The following is a 25,522-nucleotide window of genomic DNA, read 5'->3' as shown; positions in this document are numbered from 1 at the left end:
TTACGCGCCGAGCAGCAAGCGATAGGCGGGACTCTCGCTCTCGTCCCAATGCGGATAACCCAGCGTGCGCAGGAAGGATTGGAACATCGCGCGTTCGTCGGAGGGCACCTGGATGCCGACCAGGATGCGGCCGTAGTCGGCGCCGTGGTTGCGGTAGTGGAACAGGCTGATGTTCCAGTCCGGGTGCATGTGGCCGAGGAAGCGGGTGAGGGCGCCGGGGCGCTCGGGGAATTCGAAGCGATAGAGCAGTTCGTCATGCGCCAGCGGCGAGCGGCCGCCAATCATGTGGCGCAGGTGCAGCTTGGCCAGTTCGTCGTCGGTGAGATCGAGCACGCCGAAGCCTTGCGCGTGAAACGCGGCGGTCAGCGCTTCGCGTTCGTCGCGGCTGCGGATCTGGATGCCGACGAAGATATGCGCTTGCGCGGCATCGCCGATGCGGTAGTTGAATTCGGTGATGGCACGTTGGCCGAGTGCGGTGCAGAAGCGCAGGAAGCTGCCGCGTTCTTCCGGGATGGTGACGGCGAACACGGCTTCGCGCTGCTCGCCCACTTCCGCGCGCTCGGCGACGAAGCGCAGGCGGTCGAAATTCATGTTGGCGCCGGAGACGATGGCCACGAGCGTTTCGTCGCGCAGGCCATGTTCGGCTGCGTACTGCTTGAGGCCGGCGAGGGCCAGTGCGCCGGAAGGTTCGGGGACGCTGCGGGTGTCCTGGAACACATCGCGGATCGCGGCGCAGATCGCATCGGTGTCAACACGCAGCATCGCGTCCACATGACGCTGGCATAGCGCGAAGGTCTCCGTGCCAACTTGCTTGACTGCCGTGCCGTCGGCGAACAGGCCGACCTCGTCCAGCGTGACACGCGTGCCGGTTTCCAGCGAGCGTGCCATCGCGTCCGAATCGACGGTCTGTACGCCGATGACCTTGATCTCCGGCCGCAAGGCTTTGACATAGGCGGCGACACCCGCAAGCAGGCCGCCGCCGCCGACCGGCACGAAGATCGCGTGCAGCGGGCCCGGATGCTGGCGCAGGATTTCCATGCCTACCGTGGCCTGGCCGGCGATCACGTCCGGATCGTCGAACGGATGCACGAAGCTGTAGCCATGCTCCGCCTGCAAGCGCGCGGCTTCTGCCTGGGCGTCACTGTAGGAGTCGCCGGCGAGCACCACCTCGACCCAGGCACCACCGAGGCGTCGCACGGCGTCGATCTTCACTTGTGGCGCGGTCACCGGCATCACGATGACGGCGCGCATGCCGAGTTTCGCGGCCGCCAGCGCCACGCCCTGCGCATGATTGCCGGCGGATGCGGCGATCACGCCACGCGCACGCTGGGCCGCATCGAGACTCACCATCTTGTTGTAGGCGCCGCGCAGCTTGAATGAGAACACCGGCTGCTGGTCTTCGCGCTTGAGCAGTACCTGTTGGCCCAGGCGGGCGGACAGCAACGGCGCGGGTTCCAGCGGCGATTCGCGCGCTACGTCATAGACGCGTGCGCCCAGTGTGCGGCGCAGAAGGTCGTGGTCCGCGTTGTCGGCACTCTCCGGCCGGCTGGTGACTACAGCGCTCACCGCATCTCGTCCGCAGCCGGATGGTTCACCTCGATCACATCGACCAGTTTGCGGGTCTGCTTGATGAGCTGGTCGACGGAGGCATCGGCACCATGCATCACCAGCGTAAGCTGCGAGACTGCCGGATCTTCCGTCGCCGCGACGGTCAGCGAATCGATGTTGTAGCCGCGGGCCGAGAACAGGCCCGCGACCCGGACCAGCGCGCCGGCTTCGTTCTGCAGAAGAATGGAAAGCGTGTGTTTCATGGCGGTCTCGGGTGTCAAAACATGTCGCTCGCGGTGTCGCCCGTCTTCGCCGGCGCTTGCCGTGAAGCGATGTGGTCGCCCGTGATCATCTGTGCGTAGGTCGCGCCGGGACCCACCATGGGATACACGCCCGCGTCGGGATCGATCATCACTTCAAGGAAGGCGGGGCCAGGGTGTGCGAGGAAGGCGGCAATGGTGTGTGCCAGGTCTTCGTTGCGCTCGAGCCGCTCGGCCCACTCGAAACCGTCGGCCTGCGCGGCCTTGATGAAGTCTTTCCGGTGCAGGCTCTTGTCGGAGGAAGCGAAGCGGCCGCGGAAGAACAGCTTCTGCCACTGCCGCACCATGCCGTCGCCGATGTTGTTGAGCACGACCACCTTTACCGGCAGGCCGTAAGTGGTGACGGTTTCCAGCTCGCCCAGGTTCATGCGGATGCTGGCATCGCCGTCGATGTCGATCACCACCGCGTCACGGCGTGCGAACTGCGCGCCGATCGCCGCCGGCAGGCCGAAGCCCATCGTGCCCATCGAGCCGGAGCTCAACCAATGGCGTGGCTCGCGGAAATCGAAATACTGCGCTGCCCACATCTGATGCTGACCCACGCCGGTGCTGATGATGGCGCGGCCCTGGGTGTGGCGGTTGATCTCCTGGATCACTGCATAGGGCTGGATCAGCGAACTGGTGCGGTCGTAATCCAAGGCATGCGTGCGCTTGAGTGCTGCGATGTGCTGGTGCCATGCCGTGTACTGCTGCGCCAGCTTTTGACGAAAGCCATGGCGCTCGCCCCAGTGGCGCAACTGCTCGAGCGTGCGCGTGAGGTCGCCGGTATGGTGCCAATTCACCGCCTTCACCTTGCCGATCTCGGCCGGATCGATGTCGACCTGTGCGATGAATTTGGCTCCGGGCGCAAACTTGTCCGGCACACCTGCGACGCGGTCGTCGAAGCGCGCGCCGAGTGCGAACATGAAATCGCAATCTTCAACGGCATAGTTGGCATACGCCGTGCCGTGCATGCCCAGCATGTGCAGCGCCAGGGGCTCGGTGGTGTCGTAGGCGCCCAAGCCCATCAGCGTCGTGGTGACTGGCAAGCCAAAATCGGCGACGAAGGCGCGCAGCTGATCCGCCGCACCGGAAGCGATCACGCCGCCGCCCGCGTAGATCAACGGCCGGCGTGATTGCGCCAGGGCTTCGAAGAACGCTGCGCAATCGCCTTCGGCCAACGTGGCCTGTTCCAGTTTTTGCAGACGCGCACGGTAGCCCGGCATCGGCAGCAGGCCTTCGCCGCGGAATTCCAGCGGCGTGTTCTGCACATCCTTGGGAATATCAACCACCACCGGACCGGGACGACCGCTGCGCGCGATTTCGAATGCGGTGCGTAAGGTGTCTTCCAGCTTTTCGGCATCGGTGACCAGGAACACATGCTTGGCGCAGGCGCTCATGATGTTGCTGATCGGCGCTTCCTGGAATGCATCGCTGCCGATCGCCGTGGTGGGCACCTGGCCGCAGATCACCACCATCGGAATGGAGTCGGCCATCGAATCGCGTACCGGCGTCACCATGTTGGTGGCGCCTGGGCCGGAGGTGACGATGGCGACGCCGACCTTGCCCGATGCGCGCGCATAACCCGCCGCCATGAAACCTGCGCCCTGCTCGTTGGCCGGCACGATCAGTGGCATCGGCTCGCCGCCGTTCGGCGCGAGGTGCGTGGCGTTGTAGCGGAACACCGCGTCGTACACCGGCAGGATGGCGCCGCCCGAATAGCCGAACAGTACGTCGACGCCTTCATCGGCAAGCACCTGCACCACCACCTCGGCACCGCTCATGCGCAGCGCGTTGAGGGGGTGGGTGGCGTCGCTTTCCGTGGCGGCGTCGATGATGTCCGGCAGAAGCGCATTCATGGTGGAGCGGGTCCTTTGATTAGTCGTTTCGTGCGGTGAGAGAGGGATGGGTTGTCGCAAGGGCTTTACCCCTCCCCAAACCCTCCCCTGCATGCAGGGGAGGGAGCACGGTGTCGCAAGCTTTAAGCTCCTCCCCCCTGCTTGCGACGCGAAGCTAGTCCCGTGGGACAGGGGGAGGCTGGGAGGGGGTAAGCCCTTGCGATAACACCGCAAGGCTCGCGAGCTTCACCCCACCTTCTTCAACGGCTCTGCAGCCGGCTTCGCGGCGCCCGCCTGCAACCACGGCATGCGCGCACGCAGCTTCGCGCCGACCTGCTCGATCGGATGCTCAAGATCCGCCTGCTTGAAGCGCTTGTAGTTCGGCAGACCGGCCTTGTGCTCGGCGATCCAGTTGCGCGCGAAGGTGCCGTCCTGGATATCGGTGAGCACGGCCTTCATGCGCTCCTTGGTGCCGGCGTCGATCACACGCGGGCCGCTCACGTAGTCGCCGTACTGCGCGGTCTCGGAGACGAACTCCAGCATGCGGGCGATGCCGCCTTCGTAGAACAGGTCCACGATCAGCTTCAGTTCGTGCAGCACTTCGTAATAGGCGATTTCCGGCTGGTAACCCGCTTCCACCAGCGTCTCGAAACCGGCTTGCACCAGCGAGCTGGCGCCACCGCACAGCACGGCCTGTTCGCCGAACAGATCGGTCTCGGTCTCCTCCTTGAAGTCGGTCTTGATCAGCAGCGCGCGACCGCCGCCGATGCCGTCGGCATACGCCTTGGCCTTGGCTTCGGCGTGGCCGCTGACGTCCTGATGCACCGCCCAGATGCACGGCACGCCGCGGCCGATTTCATACTCGCGGCGCACCAGCGCGCCCGGGCCCTTCGGCGCGACCAGGATCACGTCGATGTCGGCGCGCGGCTCGATCTGCTTGAAATGCACATTGAAGCCATGCGCAAACAGCAACGCGGCACCCGGCTTGATGTTGGGTTCGATCGACTCGTGATACAGCGCCGGCTGCACCATGTCGGGCGTGAGCACGGCGACCAGGTCGGCGCCGCGCACCGCTTCGGCCGGCTCGGCCACGTTGAAGCCTTCGGCGCGAGCTTTCTCCCACGACGGGCCGCCCTTGCGCAGGCCGACCACGACATCCAGGCCGGAGTCGCGCAGGTTGAGAGCGTGGGCGCGGCCCTGGCTGCCAAAGCCCAGTACAGCGATGCGGGCCTGAGCCAGAGTGTTGTTGGAAGTGGTGCTCATGCGGTGACTCCTTCGGTAGCGGTGACTTGGACGTGTTTGGGTGTAGAGACAGCAGTGTCGGGATGCGTGGTGGCGCCGTCGGAGGCGGAGCCGACCAGGCGCGCGTATTTGGCGAGCGCGCCGGTAGTGACCTTGGGTGCGGGTGGTTTCCAGTGCTTGCGGCGCTCGATCAGGTCGGCGTCCGTTTCGATCTCGCGCAGGCCCGCGTCGATGCGGATGAGGTCGCCGTCATGCAGCAAGGCGATGGGACCGCCGCGCGCCGCTTCCGGAGCGATGTGGCCGACCATGAAACCGTGCGTGGCGCCGGAGAAGCGGCCGTCAGTGATCAGCGCGACGTCGTCGCCCAAGCCACGACCGATCAGCGCGGCGGTGACGCCGAGCATCTCGCGCATGCCGGGGCCGCCGGCCGGACCTTCGTTGCGGATGACGATCACGTCGCCCTTGGCGATGCCGCCCGACTGCACGGCGGCGAAAGCCTGCTCTTCGCTTTCGAACACGCGTGCGGTGCCTTCGAAATGACTGGCGCCCTTGCCGGCGAGCTTCAGGATGCAGCCTTCCGGCGCGAGGTTGCCGTACAGAATCGAGTAACCGCCGCGCGGCTTCAGCGGCTGGCTAACCGGATGCACGACATCCTGTTGTTCCGCACGTGGCGCAGCGGCCGCTTCTTCGAACAGGCTGCGGCCGGTGACGGTGGGTGCGTCGTCGAGCATGTCGGCGGCGATCAGTTCCTGCGCCACGCGCGCGCTGCCACCAGCGCCGAACATCTCGACCGCGGTGTAGCGGCCGCCCGGAAGCAGGTCGGCGATCACCGGCGTGTGCTTCGATGCGGGTTCGAAATCCTCCAGCGTCCACGGCGCGCCGGCTTCGCGCGCGATGGCCAGCAGATGCAGCACCGCATTGGTGGAGCCGGCCGTGGAGGCGACCATGCGGGCGGCATTGCGCAGCGAGGTGCGGTTGATCAGGGCGCGCGGCGTGCGCTGCTCGCGCAGGCAATCCATCACCAGCTCGCCGCAGCGGCGAGCAGCGGCGGCCTTGGCCGGATGCGTGGCCGGAATGTCGTTGAAGCCCATTGGCGACAGGCCCAGCGTGGTCAGCACCATCGCCATGGTGTTGGCGGTGAACTGGCCACCGCAGGCGCCGGCGCCGGGGCAGGCGTCGCGTTCCACCGAAGCGAGTTCGGCATCGTCGATCTTGCCCGCGCCGTGCGCACCGACCGCTTCGAACACCTGCTGGATGGTGATCGGATGGTTGTCGTGCGTGCCGTGCGCGATGGTGCCGCCGTAGAGCGCGACAGCGGGAATATCCAGGCGCGCCATCGCCATCGCGGCGGCAGGAATCGTTTTGTCGCAGCCACACAGCACCACCATCGCGTCGAGGCAATGGCCATCCACGGCGAGTTCGATTGAATCGGTGATCACCTCGCGGCTGATCAGCGAGGCGCGCATGCCCGGCGTGCCCATGGCGATGCCGTCGGTGACGGCGATGGTGTTGAACTCGATCGGCGTGCCGCCCGCGGCGCGGATGCCTTCGGCCACGTGTTCGGCCAGTTCGCGCAGGTTGAGGTTGCACGGGCTGACGTTGGACCAGGTGTGCACCACGGCCACCAGCGGTTTGCCGATGGCGTCGTCGTCCAGCCCGGTGGCGCGCAGCATCGCGCGCGCGGGCGCACGGTCGGCGCCGGTCTTGATGAGATCACTGCGCATGAAAAGTCTCGTTGGCGGAACAGTGGAAGGTGCTCTCCCTGCGTGCAGGGGTTTCGCGGGACAGGGCGCGGGGAGTGGCGGACACCCGGGGCAAGGTGTGCGGCGCCCTCGTTGCCTGCTGCACGCAGGGAGAAGCAGAGGTTGCGAAGGCCGTATGGCCTTCGCGTGGATTCATGGCGGCCGAACTTAGCCGCATGCGCGCGCTCCGGCGAAGAAGGCTTCGGAGGCGGCGGCATGCACTTCGAACGCCACCAGCACGGCGTCGCGGACGGCATCGGTGCCGGCCTGGCCGCCGATGTCGCGCGTGTGCGGGCCGCGTTCCAGCACGTCCGCCACCGCGGCTTCGATAGCGACGGCTTCATGTTCGAGGCCCAGCGAATGACGCAGCAACATGGCGGCCGACAGGATCGCGCCCACCGGATTGGCGACGCCCTTGCCGGCGATATCCGGCGCGGAACCATGGATCGGCTCGTACAGGCCGGCTTTGCCTTCACCCAGTGAAGCGGAGGGCAGCAGGCCCAGCGAACCGGCCAGCGCAGCGGCTTCGTCGGTGAGGATGTCGCCGAACAGGTTCTCGGTGACCACCACGTCGTAGTGCGACGGCTGGGTCAGCAGCAGCATCGCCATCGAATCGACCAGCTGATGTTCCAGCTTCACGTCCGGATAGTCGGCAGCGACGCGCTGCACGGTGCTGCGCCACAGGCGCGAGGTTTCCAGCACGTTCGCCTTGTCCACCGAGGTGACCTTGTGGCGGCGGCCGCGCGCAAGCTCGAAGGCGCGACGGGTCACGCGCTCCACTTCGGCGACGGTGTACTTGCACTCGTCGGTGGCGGTGTCGGTGGTGCGCGTCTTCGCGCCGAAGTAGGCGCCGCCGGTCAATTCGCGTACGAAAAGCACGTCGACGTGCTTCAGCTTCTCGTTCTTCAGTGGCGACAACGCAGCCAGCGCGGGATGCACCTGCAGCGGGCGCAGATTGGCGTACACACCCAACGCCGCACGCAAGGCGAGCAGGCCCTGTTCCGGGCGCACCGGTGCGTGCGGATCGGACCACTTCGGGCCGCCCACGGCACCCAGCAGCACCGCATCGGCGCTCTTGCAGGCTTCCAGCGATGCGGCCGGCAGCGGTTCGCCGGTGGCATCGATGGCGCAGCCACCGATCAGATGTTCCTCGTAGCTGAACTCGTGGCCGAAGTGTTCGGCGACGGCGTCGAGTACGGCAACAGCGGCGGCGGTGACTTCCGGGCCAACGCCGTCGCCGGGCAGGGTGACGATGCGAGCTTTCATGCGGCGTGCTCCAGTTTCTTCTCGTAGGTGGTGATGGCGTCGGCGTGTTGCAGCAGGTAGCCAAGCTGGTCGACGCCGTTGAGCAGACAGTGGCGGGCGAAGGCTTCGAGCTTGAACGGCACATGGCCGCCGTCGGCCAGCGCGATGAATTGCCCGCGCACGTCGATGGTCAGCTCGATACCAGGATGCGAAAGCAGCCAGTTGTGCTCCGCCTCGGAAATCACGATGGCGAGCAGGCCGTTCTTCAGCGCGTTGTTGCGGAAGATGTCTGCGATCTCGCTGCAGATAACGGCCTTGATGCCGTAATCCAGCAATGCCCAAGGCGCGTGTTCACGCGAGGAGCCGCAGCCGAAATTGCGGCCGGCGACGAGGATCGAGCAACCCTTGGCCTCCGGCTTGTTCAGCGGGAACGCCGGGTTGTCGCTGCCGTCCGGCTGATAACGCCAGTCGTGGAAGCACAGCTTGCCCAGGCCAGCGCGCTCAGTGGTGGTGAGGAAGCGCGCGGGGATGATGCGGTCGGTGTCGATGTTCTCGTCCGCCAGCACGGCGGTGCGCGAGTGGATGCGGGTTACCGGATTCATGCTGCGGCCTCCGTCAGGTATTCGCGCGGATCGGCGATCACGCCGGCCAGCGCGGAAGCAGCAGCGGTGGCCGGGCTTGCCAGCACCGTGCGTGCGCCCTTGCCCTGGCGGCCTTCGAAGTTGCGATTGGAAGTGCTCACCACCAGTTGACCCGGCTGTGCCAGGTCGCCGTTCATGGCGATGCACATTGAGCAACCTGGCACGCGCCACTCGGCGCCGGCTTCGGTGAATACCTGGTGCAGGCCTTCGCGTTCCGCATCGCGGCGCACCGCTTCGGAACCCGGCACCACCAGCATGCGCACGCCGTTGGCAACGCGACGGCCGCGCAGGATGTTGGCCGCCTCGCGCAGATCGGACAGGCGCGAGTTGGTGCAGCTGCCGACGAACACCACGTCCACCGGCGTGCCCTGCATCGGTTTGCCCGGCTCGCTGTGCATATAGGCGAGTGCGCGGGTTTCCTGCGCGGAGCGCGCGGCGGGCACGGGCTTGTCCATCGCGATGGCCATGCCCGGATGGGTACCGTAGGTGACGGTGGGTTTGACCTTGCTGGCGTCGATGCGCACTTCGCGGTCGTACTGGGCGCCGGCATCGGTGCGCAGTGCGCGCCACTTCGCCACGGCGGCATCCCAGGCGGCGCCCTGCGGCACGCGCGGACGGCCTTTCAGCCAGTTGAAGGTGGTGTCGTCCGGTGCGATCAGGCCGGCGCGCGCGCCGGCTTCGATCGACATGTTGCAGACGGTCATACGCTCGTCCATCGACAGCGCTTCGATGGCGTCGCCGCGGTATTCGATGACGTAGCCGGTGCCTCCGTCCACGCCGATCTCGCCGATGATGTGCAGGATCAGGTCTTTCGCGCCGACGCCTTTCGGCAGATGGCCGTCCACATGGATCGCCAGTGTCTTTGGCTTGCGTTGCAGCAGGCATTGCGTGGCCATCACGTGACCGACTTCGGTAGTGCCGATGCCGAAGGCCAGCGCGCCGAACGCACCGTGGGTGGATGTGTGACTGTCGCCGCAGACGATGGTCATGCCGGGCTGGGTGGCACCCAGTTCGGGGCCGATCACATGCACGATGCCGCGGTCGTCGCTATCCCAACCATGCAGCTCCACACCGAACTCGCGGCAGTTCGCTTCCAGTTGGGCGACCTGCGCTTTCGCTTCGTCGTTCGCGTAGGGACGCTCGCCATTCGCGGCGGCGGGCAGGGTGGGTGTGGAGTGATCCAGCGTAGCCAGCATGCGATCCGGACGGCGCAGTTTCAGGCCGCGCTCGCGCAGTTCGGTGAAGGCCTGTGGCGAGGTGACTTCATGCACCAGATGCAGGTCGACGTAGAGGATGGCCGGTGTGTCGTCCGTTTCCGCTGCGACGACGTGCGTGTCCCACACCTTCTCGAAAAGGGTCCGCGGACTCATGCAGAAGCCTCCATCGGAGAGTGCTGTTGGTGAGAAGTGCGGCCATGGATGGCCGCTTTTTGATCTTCGCGGTCAGGGACGACCGCATCAGATACCGGTGTGAGCCAACCCCAGCGGTCTTCCGTGCTGCCGTCGAACAGCCCGAAGAAGGCCTTCTGGAGGGCGCGCGTGACCTGACCTGGTTTGCCGGTGCCGACCGGCTTGCGATCGACCGAACGCACCGGCGTGATCTCGGCGGCGGTGCCGGTCATGAACACTTCGTCGGCGGTGTACAGCGCTTCGCGCGGCAGGTCGCGTTCTTCGACCTTGATGCCCAGGTCTTCGGCCAAGGTCATCACCGTGTCGCGGGTGATGCCGGCGAGGATGCCGGCGCTGGTCGGCGGGGTGAGCAGCTTGCCGTTCTTCACCACGAACACGTTCTCGCCCGCACCTTCGCTCAGCAGGCCGTTGTGGCCCAGCGCGATGCCTTCGGCGTAACCGCCGCGGCGCGCTTCCAGGCCGATCAGCTGGCTGCTCAGGTAATTGCCGCCGGCCTTGGCCCAGCTCGGCACGGTGTTCGGCGCGGGACGCTGCCATGAAGACACGCACACATCGGCACCGTTCTCGCGCGCATCGCCGAGATAGGCGCCCCATTCCAGCGCCATGATCGCCACGTCCACCGGTGCGCCGTCCTTCGGCAGCACGCCCAGGCCACCGGCGCCACGGAACACGATCGGGCGCACATAGGCCGAGCCCATGCGGTTCGCGCGGATCACTTCCATGCAGGCGGCGTTGATCTGGTCTTCGGTGTAGCCGATCTCGATCTCGTACACGCGAGCCGACTCAAACAAACGGCGCGTGTGATCGGCGAGGCGGAAATAAGCCGGCCCTTGCGGCGTGGCATACACGCGTTCGCCCTCGAACACCGAGGAACCGTAGTGCAGCGCGTGGGTGCTGACGTGGACGGTGGCTTCCGTCCACGGCTTGATGTGGCCGTTGTGCCAGAGAAATGGCGTGGTCATGCGGAGGCTCCTTGGACTTGCGGTGCGGCGACAGTGGCTTGCGGCGCCTGTCGCTCGATGCGGTTGACGATGGCGAGCGCGGCCAGCGCGGTCGCTTCGACGATGTCGGTGCTGACGCCGTTGCCGCGCCAGTCGCGCGCGGCGTGGCGCGCGGTTAGCTGGGCCTGGCCCTGGGCATCGCCGCCTTCGCTCACGGCGCGCACCTGGAACTGGGTGAGTTCGAGTGCGGTACCGGTAGCGCGCTGGAAGGCGCGCAGCACGGCGTCGACCGGGCCGTCGCCGATGGCGGCTTCGCCGATCTCGCGGCCGTCGTCATGGGACAGCCGCACCGAGGCCGACGCGCTGCCGCCCAGATGCGAGGCGGTGTTGAGGTGCACCAGATGCCATGGGCCGGCAGCGTCCGGATCCTGGCCCAGGGCCAGCGCTTCCAGATCCTCGTCGTGGATTTCCTGCTTCTTGTCGGCCAGTGCCTTGAAGCGGGCGAACACGCCGTCCATCAAGCTGTCGTCCAGCTCATGGCCCAGTGCCTGCAGGCGCTGACGCAGCGCGTGGCGGCCGGAGTGCTTGCCCAGCACCAGTTTGGTTTCGGCGATGCCGACGTCCTGCGGGCGCATGATTTCGTAGGTGCCGCGGTGCTTGAGCATGCCGTGCTGGTGGATGCCCGATTCGTGCGCGAATGCGTTATCGCCCACGATGGCCTTGTTGCGCGGCACAGCCTGGCCGGTCAGCTGCGTCAGCAGGCGCGAAGTGGGATACAGCTTGCGGCTGTCGATGCGCGTGCCCACGCCGAAGTGCGGTGCGCGTACGCGCAGCGCCATCACGATTTCTTCCAGTGACGCATTGCCGGCGCGTTCGCCGATGCCGTTGATGGTGCATTCCACCTGACGTGCACCGGCGCTCACCGCGGCCAGGCTGTTGGCGACCGCCATGCCCAGGTCGTCGTGGCAATGCGTGGAGAACACCACGCGCTCGGCGCCTTTCACGTGCTGGCGCAGGTAAGCGAACAGCTCGGCCATCTCGGCCGGCGTGGTATAGCCGACGGTGTCGGGAGCGTTGAGCGTGGTGGCGCCGGCGGCGATGGCGGCGCTGAAGACTTCGGCCAGGTATTCGGGTTCGGTGCGCAGCGCGTCTTCGGCGGAGAATTCGACTTCGTGGCACAGCCCGCGTGCGCGTTCGATGGCGGCGACGGCGGTATCGATCACTTGCGACTTGCTCATACCCAGCTTGTGTTCGCGATGCAGTGGGCTGGTGGAGAGGAACACGTGGATGCGGGAGTGGTGTGCCGCTTCCAGCGCGCGGCCGGTGGTGTCGATATCGCCGGGCTGGCATCGCGCCAGGCCGCAGATGGTGGAGTTGCGCACGACCCTGGCGATCTCCGCGACAGCGGCGAAATCGTCCGGCGACGCCTGCGGAAAGCCCGCTTCGATGATGTCCACGCCAAGCGCTTCGAGCGCATGCGCCATGCGCAATTTGGCGCGCCGATCCATGGCGAAACCAGGCGCCTGCTCGCCATCGCGCAAGGTGGTATCGAAGATACGCACGCGGTCGGCAGCTACGTCACTCACGTCGCTGCTCTCGCTGTTGGGTTGATCCTGGGTCTTCATCATTGGCTCCGCTGAGGCGTCGCGGAGGGCAATAAAAAACCCCGCATCCGTTTCCGGGTGCGGGGTTCTTCGGGGTATCTAGGTCAGTTTTGCTTTACCTGGACACAAGCCCTCAGCCCGCACCTCCGTTGGTAATAAGGAGTACGAGTACGAGGGTAAGAAGGAGGTTGCCGCGCAGTCGCAGCAGGCCGTAGAGCGTCGGAGGACGACTCTTTTCGGCGGTGCTGAGGTGGTTGTTGCGCTGCGACATGTGATCGAACGTAACGGCCCCCGCCGGGGCTGTCAACAGTTTCTTGTGAAATAGTTTGAAAAAGTTTGCTCGATCACATTTAGACGTCCAGATGGCTGGATGGAAATGCGCATATGTGGCGCATGGCCCGCTGTGGCGTACGTCGGCGTATTGAAAAGCGGCGTTGGTTGCTTCTGAAACCAGGGCCGGCCGTTGCCGGGTTGCCGGCAACGGCCGAAGACTCAGGCGGTCTTTCGCGCGTCGGTGCGGGTATTCGATGCAAGCAGCCACTGCTTCAACGCTTCGTCGCTGGCCTCCAGCGGCTCCGCCTGCGCCGACCGGTCCAGCATCGCCGCCAGAGCCGGTGGCACCGGCACGGCACGGCCGATCAGTGGCTCGACCACGCTTTCGAACTTGGCCGGATGCGCGGTGGCGACGACGGCCCAGCCTTCCTGTTCGCTACGCTGGTCGAGTCGGTGCATTGCGGTGGCGGTGTGCGGGCAGAACACGTCGTCATGTTCCGCGGCGTGGCGAAGCACGGTATCGCGGATGGTGGCGTCGCTGACACTGTGTGCGTTGATCAGGCCACGCAATTCGTCGTCGTGCGGGAAGGTCCAGCGCAACCGCTCGAAATTGCTGGGGGCGCCCACGTCCATGGCGTTGGCCAGGGTGGCGACGGCTGGGCGCGCTGTGTACGGCGCACCGGCGAAGAAGTCGCTGAGTGTCTCGTTGGCATTGCAGGCCAGTTCGACCTCGCCGATGGGTAGACCCATCTCGCGCGCCCAGAGGCAGGCGAGCGCATTGCCTAGGTTGCCGGTGGGTACGATGAAGTTGAGCGGGCGGCCATGCTCGTGATGCCAGCGCAGCGCGGCGTGCGCGTAGTAAGCCATCTGCGGCAGCAGGCGGCCGAGGCTGATGCTGTTGGCAGAAGACAGCGGGCGCTGCGCCTGCAGCGACGCGTCGTTGAGCGCGGCCTTCACCATGCGCTGGCAGTCGTCAAAGCGGCCGGCTACGCGCAACGCCTGCACGTTATTGCCGAAGCAGCCGAGCTGGTGTGCCTGGCGCGGCGAGACCAGGCCGTCGGGGTAGAGGATTACTACCTGTACGCCGGGCTGCCGATGGAACGCCGCTGCCACGGCGGCGCCGGTGTCGCCGGAGGTCGCGACCAGGATAGTCAGCGGCGGCTCGCCCGCCTTGCGCAGACGGCGGAAACAGCTGGCGAGGAACCGTGCCCCGAAGTCCTTGAACGCCGCGCTGGGTCCGTGGAACAGCTCCAGCATCGAGGCGCCGGGATGGGATCGCAGCGGCCGCAGCGGCGCCTCGAAATCAAATGCCTCGGCGCAGATCGCCGGCAAGGCATCGGCCAGTGCGTGGCCCGCGAAGAACGGCATCAACAGGCGTGTGGCGGTATCGGCCAGGCTGCCATCGGGATCGAACGCAGCGGGATCGAGCCGCGGCAAAGCCTCCGGCACATACAGGCCACCATCCGGCGCGAGGCCGGCGGCGATCACTTCGTCGATGCGTGCGCCGGACCGGGCACCGCGCGTGCTGTGATAAAGCAGGGGCTCGCTCATGCCTTCCTCGTGGCGTCGATAAGCGTGGCGGCGGGGCCGTTGATGGGCGAGACGAGCACGTCGCTGTCGAGGCCGGCTTCCGCGAACGCGGCGGACATCGCCGCGGATGCTTTCAGGGCGTCGTCGCGCTGTTCGAACCAGCCAAACACGCTGGGGCCGGCGCCGGAGATGCTGGCGCCGAGTGCGCGGTGGTCCATCGCCGCCTGCTTTACGCGGTTGAAGCCGGGGATCAGTGGCGCGCGGCGCGGTTCGACCAGCACGTCTTTGAGACCGTCGCGCACCAGCGCCGCTTCGCCGCGATAGCAGCCGGCCAGCACCAGCGCGAGGTTGGCGCTTTGCGCGACGAATTCGCCGAGTTGGTAATCGCCGGCCAGGGCCGCGCGTGCCTTGCGTGTCTCGAGCACCATGTGGGGATGGACCAGCGCGCAGTGCCAATGTTCCGGCACCGGTACGCGCACCAGGCGATCACGCGTGGCGAGCACCAGGCCACCCAGCAGCATCGGGCCCACGTTGTCGCCGTGACGGCCGCCGCTGGCGACCGCTTCGCCTTCCAGCGCGAAACCGTAGAGCGATTCGGCGGGAAGCGGGCGTTCCAGCAAGGCGTTGGCGGCGACCAGCGCGGCCACGCAGGAAGCGGCCGAGCCGCCCATGCCGGAGCCGAGCGCGATGCCCTTGTGCAGCACGATCTCGAAACCGTGCCGCAGACCCAGCGCCTTGCGCAGTGCCATCAGCGCCATGCCGGCGGTGTTTTTCGCGGCGTCCATCGGCAGCGCATCGACGCAGCCATGGATGGCCGCAATGCGCACGACGGGTTCGTCGATGCGGCGCACTTCGGCGCGATCGCCGGCGCCGGCCACGCTATGGCCGAGGATGTCGAAACCGATACCGACATTGCCGACGCTGGCAGGCGATTCGGCGTGAGCGGAGAGGGCGCGTTGCGGCAAGACAGACATCGATTCCACCAGTTGAGCGTTCATGCGCGGGCCTCCAGCGACTCGGCGATGCGCAGCAAATCGCCGAACACCCCGGCCGCCGTCACTTCCGGCCCGGCGCCCGGTCCCTGCACCAACAGCGGATTGTCGTGGTAACGACGCGTGGTGAATTGGACCACGTTGTCGGTCAATCGCGTATGGGCGAACGCATGAGATGAGGGCAGTGCGGCCAATTTCACGCTGGCGCGGCCATCGCGATCGAGGCTGGCTACATGGCGCAGCACACCGTTCTGCGCACGGGCCATCGCGAGTTGCGCGGCCATCGGGGCATCAAGTTCATCGAGCCGCGCCATGAAGTCGTCAACTGAAAGCGCGGCGAGTTCGGCCGGTACCAGGCTTTGCACTTCCACGTCGTCCAGCGAAAGCGCCCAGCCGGCCTCGCGGGCCAGGATCACCAGCTTGCGCGCCACGTCCATGCCGGAGAGGTCGTCGCGCGGATCGGGTTCGGTATAGCCCAGCGCATGCGCCTCGCGCACCAGCGCGGAGAATGGCTGGCTTCCGTCGTGGCGATTGCATAGCCAGGCCAGCGTGCCGGAGAACATGCCATCGACGGCGAGCAGTTCGTCACCGGTATCGAGCAGGTCGCGCAGCGTCTGCACCACTGGCAGACCCGCACACACCGTGGCTTCATAACGGAAACGCATGCCGGCGCGACAGGCGGCGCGAATGGCTTCCCAGCGCGACAGCGGACCGCTGCCGGCGAGCTTGTTCGGGGTGACTACATGGACGCCTTCGGCCAGCCAGTCGGCGTAGTGCGAGGCGACGAAGTCATTGGCGCTGCAGTCGATCAGCAAGGCATGGCGGTTGTCGTCACCGCGGATATGTGCCGCGAACTGATGCAGATCGGTGGGGCGCCAGATCTGGGCGCGGTCGCAGCGATAGTTGAGGTCCGGGTCGTCGCAGTCCAGCCACATGCGCTTGCTGGCGGCCACGCCGCAGAGTTTCAGCTCGAGTCCCGCTTCGGACAAACGTCCCTGCGCCGCACGCAGTTGGGTGAGCAGGGCGCTGCCGACACGACCGGGGCCGATCAGACCCACGGCCAGCGTGCGGCGTCGTGGAGTGGTCGTCGGCAGCGCACGTTGGAGCAGCGGTTGTTTAGGTGGCTCTTGATGAGCCTGGTCGAGTTGCGGTGCGAGGGCGTTCACGGTGGTCTCCTGGGTGGAGCCCCGTCTCGCTGGCGGTTCGGTGTGTGCCGGCCCGCCTCATCGAGGGCGGGGCCGTTGCGTGTGAGAGATTACTCGCGCGCTGACACCCACCCGTAGCCGGTGGTACCGGTACCGGTGGTAATAGTCGTGGCGGAGATAGCTGCTGCGATGACGCCGCTGCACAACGGCATGCGCCCGGCGGAAACCGGGTTGAGGTGCATGCGTGCTGGCGCGGATAGCGGCGACATGGCGTTGACCATACGAGCCATGCTGCACCGCAGTCAACAGGTTCATCTGAAACTTTAGGGCGCGGGATCCCCGGCCCCGGCCGCCTGTGGCGGGCTTCGACGGCGGCATGGAAATAAGGGCGAATTCCGTCCTGTTACACGCCTAGCTTGATGCGGGTGGCGTCCTTGATGCGGCGCCGGCACCCCATCCACCCAGGAACCCGCCATGACCATCAAGCCAGGATTCGCTGTTGCCGTTGCCATGCTTCTGCTGTCCACCGCGGCTCCGCAAGCGAGCCACGCGGCCCAGACCGGTATGCCGGCGACGCGCGACGGCTCCCACGATCTGGACTTCCTCCGCGGCGGCCCCTGGCAGGTGCACAACCGGCAGTTGCCCAAGCGCCTGGTGGGTTCGCATGACTGGATCGAATTCGATGCCACCGACGAGTTCATCGCGCTGCCCGGCAATCTCGGCAACGAGGAGCACTACCGCACCGACCATTGGAAGGATTTCGTCAGCGTCGCGCTCCAGCTCTACAACCCGAAGACCCAGCAATGGAATGAGTACTTCGTGGAAAACCGCAGCGCGCCCGGCGTGCTGCAGCCGCCGGTCACGGGTGGCTTCACCGGCGATGTCGGCCATTTCGAAGGGCAGGACACCTATGCCGGCAAGCCGATCACCGTGCGCACCACCTGGAAGCGGCTCGGCCAGAACCACGTGACCTGGGAGCAGGCGTTCTCGCCGGACGGCGGCAAGTCCTGGGAAACCAACTGGATCATGGACTTCACCCGCTGATCCATCGCGCTATTTACTCAAGGACCATCCATGAATCGCTTCGAACGTCTTCTGGCCGGCACGTTGGCCTCCGTCATCACTTGCGCCGCCGCTGCGCAGGCAGCACCGGCCCATAACGCATCGGCACAGGCCGAAAGCGTGAAACACCTGTCCAGCTTCCAGACCATTGAGCTGCGCCGCTACACCACGACCGATGGTGCACGCGAGCGCTTCGCCAAATACTTCGACACTTACTTTCCGGAAGCCTTCGAGCAACTTGGTGCGATGGTGTTCGGGCAGTTTCTCGAGCGCGGCAACCCCAATCACTTCACCTGGCTGCGCGGCTACAAAGATCTGTCGGCGCGTCCGGTGGTTTGCGCGGAGTTTTATTACGGCCCGCTATGGAAGGAGCACCGCAGCAAGGTCAACGCCATTCTGCCCGACAGCGACAACGTGATCCTGCTGCAGCCACTGCATCCCGAACACGGCCTGCTGGTACTGCCCGCCGTCGATCCCGTCGAGGAAACCAAGGGTGCGCAGGGTGTGGTGGTGATGCAGATTTTCCCGGTGAAGAAAGGCAGCGAAGAGGCCTTCGCGAAACAGAGCGAAGCGGCGTTTGCGCACTATCGCATCGACGGCGTGCACGAAGCGGGCGTGCTTATCTCGCTCGATGTACCCAACAACTTTCCGCAGTTGCCGATACGCACGGACGGTCCGTGGTTGGTCTGGGTTGGCGTAGTGAAAGACAACGCGATGCTGGACGCGAAAGTTGCCCCGGCGATGAAGGCCGCCGAGCAATCGCTCGCCGCTACTGGCCTGCTGCGTGGCGAGATCGAACGTGTAGTGATGGACCCGACGCCGCGCTCACGACTGCGCTGGCTGGAAGGTGGCCATCCGTCGCCGTGAATTGATGGCGTTCGATGGGCGCTATGCGTGGAGTGGCGAAGCGCCTACTTGCCCCAGCGCCAATGAGGCGGCTCGCCTTTCCACCAGCAGACGGCGACCAGGAGAGCGGTCCACAGGGCCACGCTCCCAAGGAAGGCGGCGTGGCGTAGGGGAAGCAACCTGGCGGCCGACACCGCTATCAGCCCGGCATACCCCAGCAGTACGACCCAGCCCTGCCAGGTGACAGGCAGTCCCCATCCCCACCCGTAGCGCTTGGCGGGAAACCAGTAATTTGGTTGTCGCGACATGGCTCGGCTTCCTTGAGGTGGCTGAGCGGTGAGCCCGGAAACCGAGCATCGCAGAAGGCTCAGGTGTTGGAACCCCCGGCCCCGGAATCCATATCCATTCACACAGGATGGCCCAAAGTAATCTGGCTGGGCCGCCTTCGTACGGTGACGCCGGCATAACCAGGCGCAGTGTTGAATGCGCTCACCTGACGGACGGAGGGACGCACATGAAGAAGCGTATCGGCGGTATCGCAACAACCGGCCTGGCCATCGTGCTTGGCCTCGCATGCAGCACCAGTGGCGCGCAGGATCTGGGCAAGCTTGGCGGCCTGCTTTCCGGTGGCGGTGGCTCGATGAGCTCGGGCAGCATGGGTAATGTGGCCGGCCTGCTGCAGTACTGCGTGAAGAACAATTACCTGGGCGGCGATTCGGGCGCGTCCGGCATCAAAGATCAGTTGCTCGGCAAGCTGGGTGGTGGTTCCTCCGGCTCAAGCAGCAGCAGCGACAAATCATCGGGCACCAGCGACATGCTGGGCGGCTTGCTGGGCGGCAAGAAAAAGAAGGCCGCCGCAACCAGCGGCGACCCGACCAGCGATCCGGGCTACCTGAGCGGCGCCAAGGGCATCCTGCAGACCGGCAGCGGCAAGAGCATGGATCTGTCCAGCCTCGGTGGCGGTAGCAGTGGCGGCGCGGGCGACCTCAAGTCGCAGCTCACCCACAAGGTTTGCGACACCGTGCTGAAGCAGGGCAAATCCTTCATCGGCATGTAACCGGCGAAGGGGCGGGGCATCGCCGTGAGCGATGCCCCGCGCGCGACATTCATCGCGACAGATCGATGGCGTAAGTCGCCGTGCCGTCGCCATGATCTTTCACCTGGCGCACGTTCTTGACACCCGCCGCCTGCGCCACCGCCTGCTTGCCGGCCGCGCCCTTGAAGACCACCGGGCCGCGCGTTTTCAGCGGTGCGAAATGCCATGACGTCGCCGGCAGATCCTTCGCGGCGATGTTGCGATGGCGTTCGATCCAACTGGCGAGAATCTCGCGCGTGCCATCGGGTGCGCTAAGCACAATGTTGCTGCCGTCGAGGCCGGGGAAGTTACCGCCGCCGCTGGCGCGGTAGTTGTTGGTGACCACGATGAAAGCCTGCTTCGCATCCACCGGTTTGCCCTTCCAGCGCAGGCTGGTGATGCGTTCGCCCACGGGCTTTGAGATATCGATGACGTAGGCGATATCGCCCTGGATCTGGTCGAAATTGAAGCCGGGCTGGCGCTCGTTGATCAGCGGCTGTTCCGTGGTCTGCGCCGGATCGATGCGATTGAAGCGCTCGGCGGACTTTTCCAGCCAGGCCTTGAGGCCCGCGCCATCGATCTTCACCGCGGTCAGCGTGTTCGGATAGATGTAGAGATCGGCGGCGCTACGCAGGCTCAGCGAGCCGGCGGCAACGTCGGTGTAGTCGTCCGGGCCGCCGAAGCCGGTGCGGAACGCGGCGGCGGAGGCGAGCACCGGCACGTTCGCCAGCTCCGGGTGCGTCTTGGGCAGTTCCGTCATCACATAGTCGAGCTGCGCGGCGTTCACCGCGGCCAGTGCGGTCATGTTGCCGACGTCGGCGAAGTAGCTGCTCATATGCACGCGGCTCTCGCTGATCGGCGTGTTCACATGCGCGAGCGCGGCCTGGTGCGCCTTCGCCACCAGTGGCGCAATGGCCGAATCGGCGGGCACGCAATCGTTTTTCTGCGGGCAGATCGGGCGCACTTCGCTATGCGTCTGCTGCTTGTCGATCACCCACTTGCCGTCCTTGCGGGTCAGCGCCAGCTTGACCACGCCAAGGTCCTTGCCGAAGAAGCCGCCCATCACGGCGGGTGTGCCGCGCACAAAGCCGCGTTCGGCATCCACTTCATTCATGCCTTTGTAGTGCGGGCCGGGGAACTCGGTGTGCGAGTGGCCGAGCAACAGCACATCGACGCCCGGCACGGCGGCGAGATACCAGCCACCGTTCTCCATCTCGTGGGTATAGGTGTTGGTGTCGAGGCCGCCATGCAGCACGGCGACGATGAGGTCGGGGTGCTGCGCCTGCAGTTCCGGCAGGTATTTCTTTGCCGCCTCGATCACGCCGGTGACGGTGACCTTGCCTTCCAGGTTCTGCTTGTCCCACTCCATGATCGGCGGCGGGGTGAAACCGATGATGCCGACCTTGAGCGGCACACTCATCTTGCTGCCGTCCGGTGTATAGGCCTCGACGTTTTTCTCCACCACGGTCCATGGCTTGAAGATCGGCGCACCGTCGCGCGCGCTGAACACGTTGGCCAGCACCAGCGGGAAGTGCGGGCCGGCGCAACGGTCGCTGCGGCCGCCTTCCACGTTCATCGGCGTGCCGGTGACCTGCGACAGGAAGGACAGGCCGTAATTGAATTCGTGGTTGCCGGCGGTACCGCCGTCGTAGCCGAGGGCATCCATGGCGGTGTAGATCGCCAGCTCCTCATCGCAGGCCACCGGCTTCACCTGGGCCTGGTAGTCGGCCAGCACGCTGCCCTGGATGGTGTCGCCACTGTCGAACAGGAAGCTGTTGGGAAACTCCTGCCGGGCGCGGCGGATCAGGGTGGCGGTGCGCTCGTAGCCCAGCGAGCTGTCGGGCTTGAGCTTGTAGTAGTCGTAGCTCAGCACGTTGGCGTGGATGTCGGTGGTTTCCAGGATCGCCACATCGGCGCGCGCCCCCTCGGGCAGCTTGCCGGGCTTGAAGCTCTGGCTGGCGCAACCGGCCAGCAGTGCGGCGGTAAGGGCGGCGAAGGGGAGCAGGCGAGGTGTCATGGGATTCCCTAAGAACTTGCGAGCCATAAAAGCTAGCAGATCGCCGTGACGCTTCGCGGGAAGAAAACGGGCCAACGCCGGCTGAATCCTTTTCTGGCGCCATTTGGCCGTTACCTCCGGTTCTGTCTGTGACCGTGGCAAGACCGTAAGATGGCGCCCCGATGACACACCGGCCGGACAGGGGGCCTTGCGCAACATGCAGGAAAAACCGTTTCGCATTACGCGGAACAGCGGCGTGTGGCTGTGTGCCCTGCTTTTCTTCGTCGGTTGCGTGCGCGCCACCGCCGGACAGGAGCCAGTGCTGCAGCAACAAGGTTTCGTACTGGCCCTGATGCTGTGCACCTTCGGGGTGCTGCTGTTCGCCTTTGCCCGTGTGGCCACCGCCCTGGTGGTTACCGGTGCGCTGTTCCTCGGCCTCAGCTTTCTGTCCGTGCTTAAGCAGCGCTATCTCGATTCGCCGCTGATGCCGTCGGACTTCGTGTACTACATGCGTTCCAGCTTGCTGGAGACGCTGGGGCATTACCCGCATCTGTGGGAGCTGAGCCTGGGCGTGGTGGTGCTGGTGCCGCTGGGTCTGTGGCTGGTGTGGCGCGGCGACCGCCGTCTGCTGTCCAGGCTGGCGCCAGCCAAGGCGCTCGCCGTGCGCGTGGGTGGTGCTGTCCTGTGCGCGCTGGCGTTCTGGTGGTGCCTGTTGCCGGTGGGGCCGTTCGCCCAGGTACATGCCAAGGATGTGTGGCAGAAGCTGTCGGATGACGCGCAGCTCACCAACTTCTTCATCAACTTCCGCGACTCCGACGTCACCCTGCCGGCGATGACCAGCGACACGCTGGCCGAGCAGGAATGGAGCGCCACTGCGCAAGGCGGCCCTGGCTCGGTGCAGCCGCCGTATCCCGACATCGTGCAGGTGCTGGAAGAAAGCACCTTCGACCCCTCCAACTTCACCGCGTGCAACATTCCGCAGTGCAAGGTGCAGATGTTCAAGCCGGACGAGCACACGCTCTCCCACGGCCCGCTGCGCGTGCACACGTTCGGCGGCGGCACCTGGGTGAGCGAGTTCGCTGTGCTCACCGGCATGCCGCAGGACATCTTCGGCCCCGGCGGCATGTACGCGCCCTATGTGCTGGCGCCGCACGTGCGCGATTCACTGCCGCAACAGTTGCAGCGCCTGGGCTATCTGACGATCGCGATCTATCCGACCAATGGCGCCTTCCTCAATGGCCGCAATGCCTACAAGGCCTACGGTTTTGACCATCTCTACGACGCCAAAGAACTGGGGCTGGACGAGTGGGAAGAGACCGACGCGCAGATGTTCGATGCGGCCAAGCGCGTCTACGACAAGGTGAAGAAACCGGGCCAGCCCGTCTTCATGATGATCCTGACCCTGGCGCAGCACGGCCCGCACGATATGGATCCGCTGTCCACGCTGCCGGCACCGTTCAACCGCGGCCTGATCAAGGGCGTGCCGGAAAAGCAGGCACTGAACCTCAACACCTATCTATCCAACCTGCACAACTCCGACGTGGCGATGAGTGGGCTGGAGAAAGACTTCCTGGATCGCCCGGAGCCGACGGTGATCGTGCATTTCGGCGACCACCAGCCCTCGTTCGGCGGCCTGATCCGCGATATGCCGCGCACTTGGCCGGCCGCCCTGCAGCCGTACAAGCACTACCTGACCTACTACATGATCAAGAGCAACGTGCCCGGCCGCAGCATGCCGAGCTATCCGATGCTCGACATCGCGCACCTGCCCAACATGGTGCTGCAGGCGGCGGGCGTACCGGTGGACCCGTACTTCTCCGCCGCCACCGTGTTACGCACGCGCTGCAATGGTCTGTACAGCGACTGCATCGACCAGGATCTGGTGAAGTCCTACCACGCGTGGACCTTCAACCATCTGCACGTCTACGAGGAATGATCACTTCCGCTCGGGGCGTGCCAGATCGAAATAGGTATACGTCTTGCCGTCGGTCTGCAGCTGCTTGAGCTGCACCACGAAGCTGTAGCTGCTGCCTCGTGACGCGCTGCCGTCCACACGCTGCATGGTCAGGCCGCTGGCCGGCTGTGCGGGGCGAAGCTCGGCTGGCTTGAGCTGGTAGGCGTCGAGCGGACGCGTGAGCGTGCCACTCAGCGCTTCGTGCAGCACGCGGCCTTGCGCCTGCGGCAACTTCAGATCGAGCAAGGCGGCGATAGTCGGCGCCACATCCACATTGCCGCTGGGCAGCGCGTCGCGGAAGCCGTTGCGGAAGTTGGGACCGGCCGCGAGCAAGGTGTTATGCACATCGATCGGGCTGAAGCTGCCGTGCTCACCGCGTTCGCTGGGGAGATCGGGGAAGACGGTGGAGTACTCGGTGCCGCGGAAACCCTGGATCACCGCATCGGCATCCCAGGCGTAGCTGACGATGATGTCCGGGCCACGCTTGGCGTTTTCCAGATGCACATTCTCTGCCGGCAACGTACCCGGCAGGTTGCCGTAACGCTTCGCCACGAACACCGCCGCCACGTACTCGCGCGATTGCAGGAATCGCACGGCGCGCTTCACCACGTCCGCATTGTGTTCCGGCTGATAGAAGTATTCGGTGCCGCCGTTGGGCGCCGTGACCAGCGCGCCCTTGGGCAGCTGCTCCGGCACCACATAGCTGGGCGTGGTGTACGCGCCGGGCTTGCCGCACAGGTGACCATCGTCGTCGTAGCGCGTCGGCATCAACTGCGTTCCGTCGGCGCGGAGGCCGCTCATCACCGGTGCGTAGACGCAGCCAAGACCATCGAAGGTGGGAATGTGGGCGCGGGTAGTCAACTCATGCGCCATGCGGATGCCGCCGGAGACGGAGTAACCCCAGTCGTTGTCGATACCGGCCACGCGACCGTCATTGATCTGGCGCAGCGGAAACAGGTCGCGCGCACCGGCGATATTGCTGTGGCCGTGATCGGAGACCACGATGACGTCCGTGTCCTGCGCCATGCCCAGCTCCTGCAGCTTCGCTTCGAGCTGGCCAAGCAACGCATCCTGCGCCTGCAGCGCGAGATGGAATTCCGGTGAGCCGACGCCGTAGATGTGCTGCGTGGTGTCCGGATTACGCATCCACACCACGCTCAAGTCGGGGCGATGCTTGGGCAGCACTTCTTCCAGATACACCTTCATCATCCACGCGTTCGCCGCAGTGGGTGGCGTGTCGTTGCCGGCGGTGGCATCGCTGGTGGCGCCATCCTTGAGTAGGGCCGCCTTGCCGCGGTCGGTGGGGCTGTCGTTGTCTTCGCGCAGCGCCAGTTCGCCGTCGCCATAGGTGTTGGGAGTGGTCTTGGGCAGCGGATAGCCGGCCTTCTGCAGTTCCTGCGCGAAAGACAGCGGCAACGCGGTCTTCTCATCCAGCAGCAGGCCGACGCGGTCCGGATCGCCGTGATTGGGCAGACGGTAGTTCTGCAGAAAGGCCGCGCCGGATTTGCCGATGGCGGCCGTTTTCAAACCGGCCTTTTGTGCGGCGGCGAACAGCGTGGGCAACTCAAGCAAGCCATCGCCATCGCTGGCCTTGTCGATGCCGCGCAGGACCAGATCGTCCTCGACATAAACCGCATTGCGGAAATTCACATCCTCGCCGCTGGTGCTGCGCGCCTTGGGCAGCGTTTTCAGTCCCGCCTGCGGGGTGGCCCAGAAGCGGTTGCCGTAAAAGCCGATCGTGCCCGGGAACGCGCCGGTGGCGAAGCTCGACGCATTCGCCATGGTGAAGGTGGGATAGGTCGAGTGGTTGTCCTCGAAGAAGCTGCCGCGCTGAGCCAGCGCCAGCAGATTCGGTGTGTCCTCCGCGCTGATCGCATCGGGGCGCATGCCGTCCCACACAAACAGGATTACGCGGTGCGGTGCCGCCAGAGCGGGGCTCACGGAAACGGCGGCCAACAGGGCAGCGGCCACGGCCTTCAGGGCGCAGCGATGGAGCGGGGACATCGGAACCTCGGCGAATGGGGTGAACCAAACCGGTCATGCTGGGTGAGGCGTGTTGCAGTTTGGTGTCGGCGCAAGAAGTCCTCACTTGACGCCGGTCGGGTGCGGCAACTACCAATGGCCCTGGCCCGATGGATTG

At 65.7% G+C, this 25,522-nt stretch carries 21 protein-coding genes; 4 read left to right on the top strand and 17 right to left on the bottom strand.

Annotated elements, in window-relative coordinates:
* The 14 genes from ilvA to ISS97_RS09430 all read right to left on the bottom strand — a co-directional run bounded on the left by ilvA (position 1) and on the right by ISS97_RS09430 (position 16,739).
* A complete protein-coding gene (gene ilvA, locus ISS97_RS09495) occupies positions 1–1,566 on the bottom strand; it encodes a threonine ammonia-lyase, biosynthetic (RefSeq protein ID WP_379985059.1) in 1,566 nt (521 codons plus the stop codon).
* Complete coding sequence (gene ilvN, locus ISS97_RS09490; RefSeq protein WP_379985060.1) at positions 1,563–1,811, bottom strand: acetolactate synthase small subunit; 249 nt, start codon at positions 1,809–1,811, stop codon at positions 1,563–1,565. Before ilvN ends, ilvA begins: the two co-directional genes overlap by 4 nt.
* 14 nt (positions 1,812–1,825) lie before the next feature.
* On the bottom strand, positions 1,826–3,706 hold the full coding sequence (gene ilvB, locus ISS97_RS09485) for a biosynthetic-type acetolactate synthase large subunit (RefSeq protein WP_379985061.1): 1,881 nt from the start codon (positions 3,704–3,706) through the stop codon (positions 1,826–1,828).
* A gap of 225 nt (positions 3,707–3,931) precedes the next feature.
* A complete protein-coding gene (ilvC, locus tag ISS97_RS09480; RefSeq protein ID WP_379985063.1) occupies positions 3,932–4,948 on the bottom strand; it encodes a ketol-acid reductoisomerase in 1,017 nt (338 codons plus the stop codon).
* Positions 4,945–6,651, bottom strand: coding sequence for a dihydroxy-acid dehydratase (gene ilvD / locus ISS97_RS09475; protein ID WP_379985064.1), 1,707 nt, complete (start codon positions 6,649–6,651; stop codon positions 4,945–4,947). The genes ilvC and ilvD overlap by 4 nt, the downstream gene beginning before the upstream one ends.
* Positions 6,652–6,837: 186 nt before the next feature.
* On the bottom strand, positions 6,838–7,935 hold the full coding sequence (gene leuB, locus ISS97_RS09470; protein WP_379985065.1) for a 3-isopropylmalate dehydrogenase: 1,098 nt from the start codon (positions 7,933–7,935) through the stop codon (positions 6,838–6,840).
* On the bottom strand, positions 7,932–8,516 hold the full coding sequence (gene leuD, locus ISS97_RS09465) for a 3-isopropylmalate dehydratase small subunit (RefSeq protein ID WP_379985066.1): 585 nt from the start codon (positions 8,514–8,516) through the stop codon (positions 7,932–7,934). Before leuD ends, leuB begins: the two co-directional genes overlap by 4 nt.
* Positions 8,513–9,925: a 3-isopropylmalate dehydratase large subunit gene (gene leuC / locus ISS97_RS09460; protein WP_379985067.1), complete on the bottom strand. Its 1,413-nt coding sequence runs from the start codon at positions 9,923–9,925 to the stop codon at positions 8,513–8,515. The genes leuD and leuC overlap by 4 nt, the downstream gene beginning before the upstream one ends.
* Entirely contained in the window at positions 9,922–10,926 is a 1,005-nt protein-coding gene (locus ISS97_RS09455) for a branched-chain amino acid transaminase (RefSeq protein WP_379985068.1), read from the bottom strand. The genes leuC and ISS97_RS09455 overlap by 4 nt, the downstream gene beginning before the upstream one ends.
* Positions 10,923–12,530, bottom strand: a complete 1,608-nt coding sequence (locus ISS97_RS09450; RefSeq protein ID WP_379985069.1) for a 2-isopropylmalate synthase — start codon at positions 12,528–12,530, stop codon at positions 10,923–10,925. Before ISS97_RS09450 ends, ISS97_RS09455 begins: the two co-directional genes overlap by 4 nt.
* A 471-nt stretch (positions 12,531–13,001) precedes the next feature.
* Positions 13,002–14,333, bottom strand: a complete 1,332-nt coding sequence (gene thrC / locus ISS97_RS09445; protein WP_379985070.1) for a threonine synthase — start codon at positions 14,331–14,333, stop codon at positions 13,002–13,004.
* Positions 14,330–15,310 carry a homoserine kinase gene (locus ISS97_RS09440; protein WP_379985071.1) on the bottom strand — a complete coding sequence of 327 codons (981 nt, stop codon included), beginning with the start codon at positions 15,308–15,310 and terminating at the stop codon, positions 14,330–14,332. Before ISS97_RS09440 ends, thrC begins: the two co-directional genes overlap by 4 nt.
* Positions 15,307–16,413 (bottom strand): homoserine dehydrogenase family protein, encoded by a 1,107-nt coding sequence (locus tag ISS97_RS09435; RefSeq protein WP_379985526.1) that lies wholly within the window; start codon positions 16,411–16,413, stop codon positions 15,307–15,309. The genes ISS97_RS09440 and ISS97_RS09435 overlap by 4 nt, the downstream gene beginning before the upstream one ends.
* Before the next feature lie 146 nt (positions 16,414–16,559).
* Complete coding sequence (locus tag ISS97_RS09430) at positions 16,560–16,739, bottom strand: hypothetical protein (protein ID WP_379985072.1); 180 nt, start codon at positions 16,737–16,739, stop codon at positions 16,560–16,562.
* Positions 16,740–16,923: 184 nt separating this feature from the next.
* Between ISS97_RS09430 and ISS97_RS09425 the strand changes: the two genes are divergently transcribed.
* Together ISS97_RS09425 and ISS97_RS09420 are read left to right on the top strand one after the other, a co-directional pair.
* The gene (locus tag ISS97_RS09425) at positions 16,924–17,493 is read left to right on the top strand and encodes a hypothetical protein (protein ID WP_379985073.1); all 570 of its coding nucleotides are present in this window, start codon (positions 16,924–16,926) and stop codon (positions 17,491–17,493) included.
* A 30-nt stretch (positions 17,494–17,523) separates the two neighbouring features.
* Positions 17,524–18,378, top strand: coding sequence for an NIPSNAP family protein (locus ISS97_RS09420; protein WP_379985074.1), 855 nt, complete (start codon positions 17,524–17,526; stop codon positions 18,376–18,378).
* Between the two features lie 44 nt (positions 18,379–18,422).
* Here ISS97_RS09420 and ISS97_RS09415 read toward each other — a convergent pair whose 3' ends face one another.
* Entirely contained in the window at positions 18,423–18,665 is a 243-nt protein-coding gene (locus tag ISS97_RS09415) for a hypothetical protein (protein ID WP_379985075.1), read from the bottom strand.
* A 206-nt stretch (positions 18,666–18,871) separates the two neighbouring features.
* Between ISS97_RS09415 and ISS97_RS09410 the strand changes: the two genes are divergently transcribed.
* Entirely contained in the window at positions 18,872–19,414 is a 543-nt protein-coding gene (locus ISS97_RS09410; RefSeq protein WP_379985076.1) for a DUF2501 domain-containing protein, read from the top strand.
* A gap of 49 nt (positions 19,415–19,463) precedes the next feature.
* On the opposite strand, the gene ISS97_RS09405 is transcribed toward ISS97_RS09410, so the two are convergent.
* Complete coding sequence (locus tag ISS97_RS09405; protein WP_379985077.1) at positions 19,464–21,449, bottom strand: bifunctional 2',3'-cyclic-nucleotide 2'-phosphodiesterase/3'-nucleotidase; 1,986 nt, start codon at positions 21,447–21,449, stop codon at positions 19,464–19,466.
* A 235-nt stretch (positions 21,450–21,684) separates the two neighbouring features.
* Between ISS97_RS09405 and ISS97_RS09400 the strand changes: the two genes are divergently transcribed.
* The gene (locus ISS97_RS09400; protein WP_379985078.1) at positions 21,685–23,364 is read left to right on the top strand and encodes an LTA synthase family protein; all 1,680 of its coding nucleotides are present in this window, start codon (positions 21,685–21,687) and stop codon (positions 23,362–23,364) included.
* On the opposite strand, the gene ISS97_RS09395 is transcribed toward ISS97_RS09400, so the two are convergent.
* Positions 23,365–25,386 carry an alkaline phosphatase family protein gene (locus ISS97_RS09395; protein ID WP_379985079.1) on the bottom strand — a complete coding sequence of 674 codons (2,022 nt, stop codon included), beginning with the start codon at positions 25,384–25,386 and terminating at the stop codon, positions 23,365–23,367.
* Positions 25,387–25,522 lie beyond the last annotated feature (136 nt).

It is taken from the genome of Dyella koreensis, from assembly GCF_044904565.1.
Classification (GTDB): Bacteria; Pseudomonadota; Gammaproteobacteria; order Xanthomonadales; family Rhodanobacteraceae; genus Dyella_D; species Dyella_D koreensis.
The sequence above is the reverse complement of the archived record's forward strand: the minus strand, read 5'-3'. Positions and strand labels throughout refer to the sequence as shown.

Bases quoted from the DNA above. Each gene is read 5' to 3' on its own strand.
- ilvN (WP_379985060.1), bottom strand. From the start codon at position 1,811: ATGAAACACACGCTTTCCATTCTTCTGCAGAACGAAGCCGGCGCGCTG.
- ilvB (WP_379985061.1), bottom strand. From the start codon at position 3,706: ATGAATGCGCTTCTGCCGGACATCATCGACGCCGCCACGGAAAGCGAC.
- ilvC (WP_379985063.1), bottom strand. From the start codon at position 4,948: ATGAGCACCACTTCCAACAACACTCTGGCTCAGGCCCGCATCGCTGTA.
- ilvD (WP_379985064.1), bottom strand. From the start codon at position 6,651: ATGCGCAGTGATCTCATCAAGACCGGCGCCGACCGTGCGCCCGCGCGC.
- leuB (WP_379985065.1), bottom strand. From the start codon at position 7,935: ATGAAAGCTCGCATCGTCACCCTGCCCGGCGACGGCGTTGGCCCGGAA.
- leuD (WP_379985066.1), bottom strand. From the start codon at position 8,516: ATGAATCCGGTAACCCGCATCCACTCGCGCACCGCCGTGCTGGCGGAC.
- leuC (WP_379985067.1), bottom strand. From the start codon at position 9,925: ATGAGTCCGCGGACCCTTTTCGAGAAGGTGTGGGACACGCACGTCGTC.
- ISS97_RS09455 (WP_379985068.1), bottom strand. From the start codon at position 10,926: ATGACCACGCCATTTCTCTGGCACAACGGCCACATCAAGCCGTGGACG.
- ISS97_RS09450 (WP_379985069.1), bottom strand. From the start codon at position 12,530: ATGAAGACCCAGGATCAACCCAACAGCGAGAGCAGCGACGTGAGTGAC.
- thrC (WP_379985070.1), bottom strand. From the start codon at position 14,333: ATGAGCGAGCCCCTGCTTTATCACAGCACGCGCGGTGCCCGGTCCGGC.
- ISS97_RS09440 (WP_379985071.1), bottom strand. From the start codon at position 15,310: ATGAACGCTCAACTGGTGGAATCGATGTCTGTCTTGCCGCAACGCGCC.
- ISS97_RS09430 (WP_379985072.1), bottom strand. From the start codon at position 16,739: ATGGCTCGTATGGTCAACGCCATGTCGCCGCTATCCGCGCCAGCACGC.
- ISS97_RS09425 (WP_379985073.1), top strand. From the start codon at position 16,924: ATGACCATCAAGCCAGGATTCGCTGTTGCCGTTGCCATGCTTCTGCTG.
- ISS97_RS09420 (WP_379985074.1), top strand. From the start codon at position 17,524: ATGAATCGCTTCGAACGTCTTCTGGCCGGCACGTTGGCCTCCGTCATC.
- ISS97_RS09415 (WP_379985075.1), bottom strand. From the start codon at position 18,665: ATGTCGCGACAACCAAATTACTGGTTTCCCGCCAAGCGCTACGGGTGG.
- ISS97_RS09410 (WP_379985076.1), top strand. From the start codon at position 18,872: ATGAAGAAGCGTATCGGCGGTATCGCAACAACCGGCCTGGCCATCGTG.
- ISS97_RS09405 (WP_379985077.1), bottom strand. From the start codon at position 21,449: ATGACACCTCGCCTGCTCCCCTTCGCCGCCCTTACCGCCGCACTGCTG.
- ISS97_RS09395 (WP_379985079.1), bottom strand. From the start codon at position 25,386: ATGTCCCCGCTCCATCGCTGCGCCCTGAAGGCCGTGGCCGCTGCCCTG.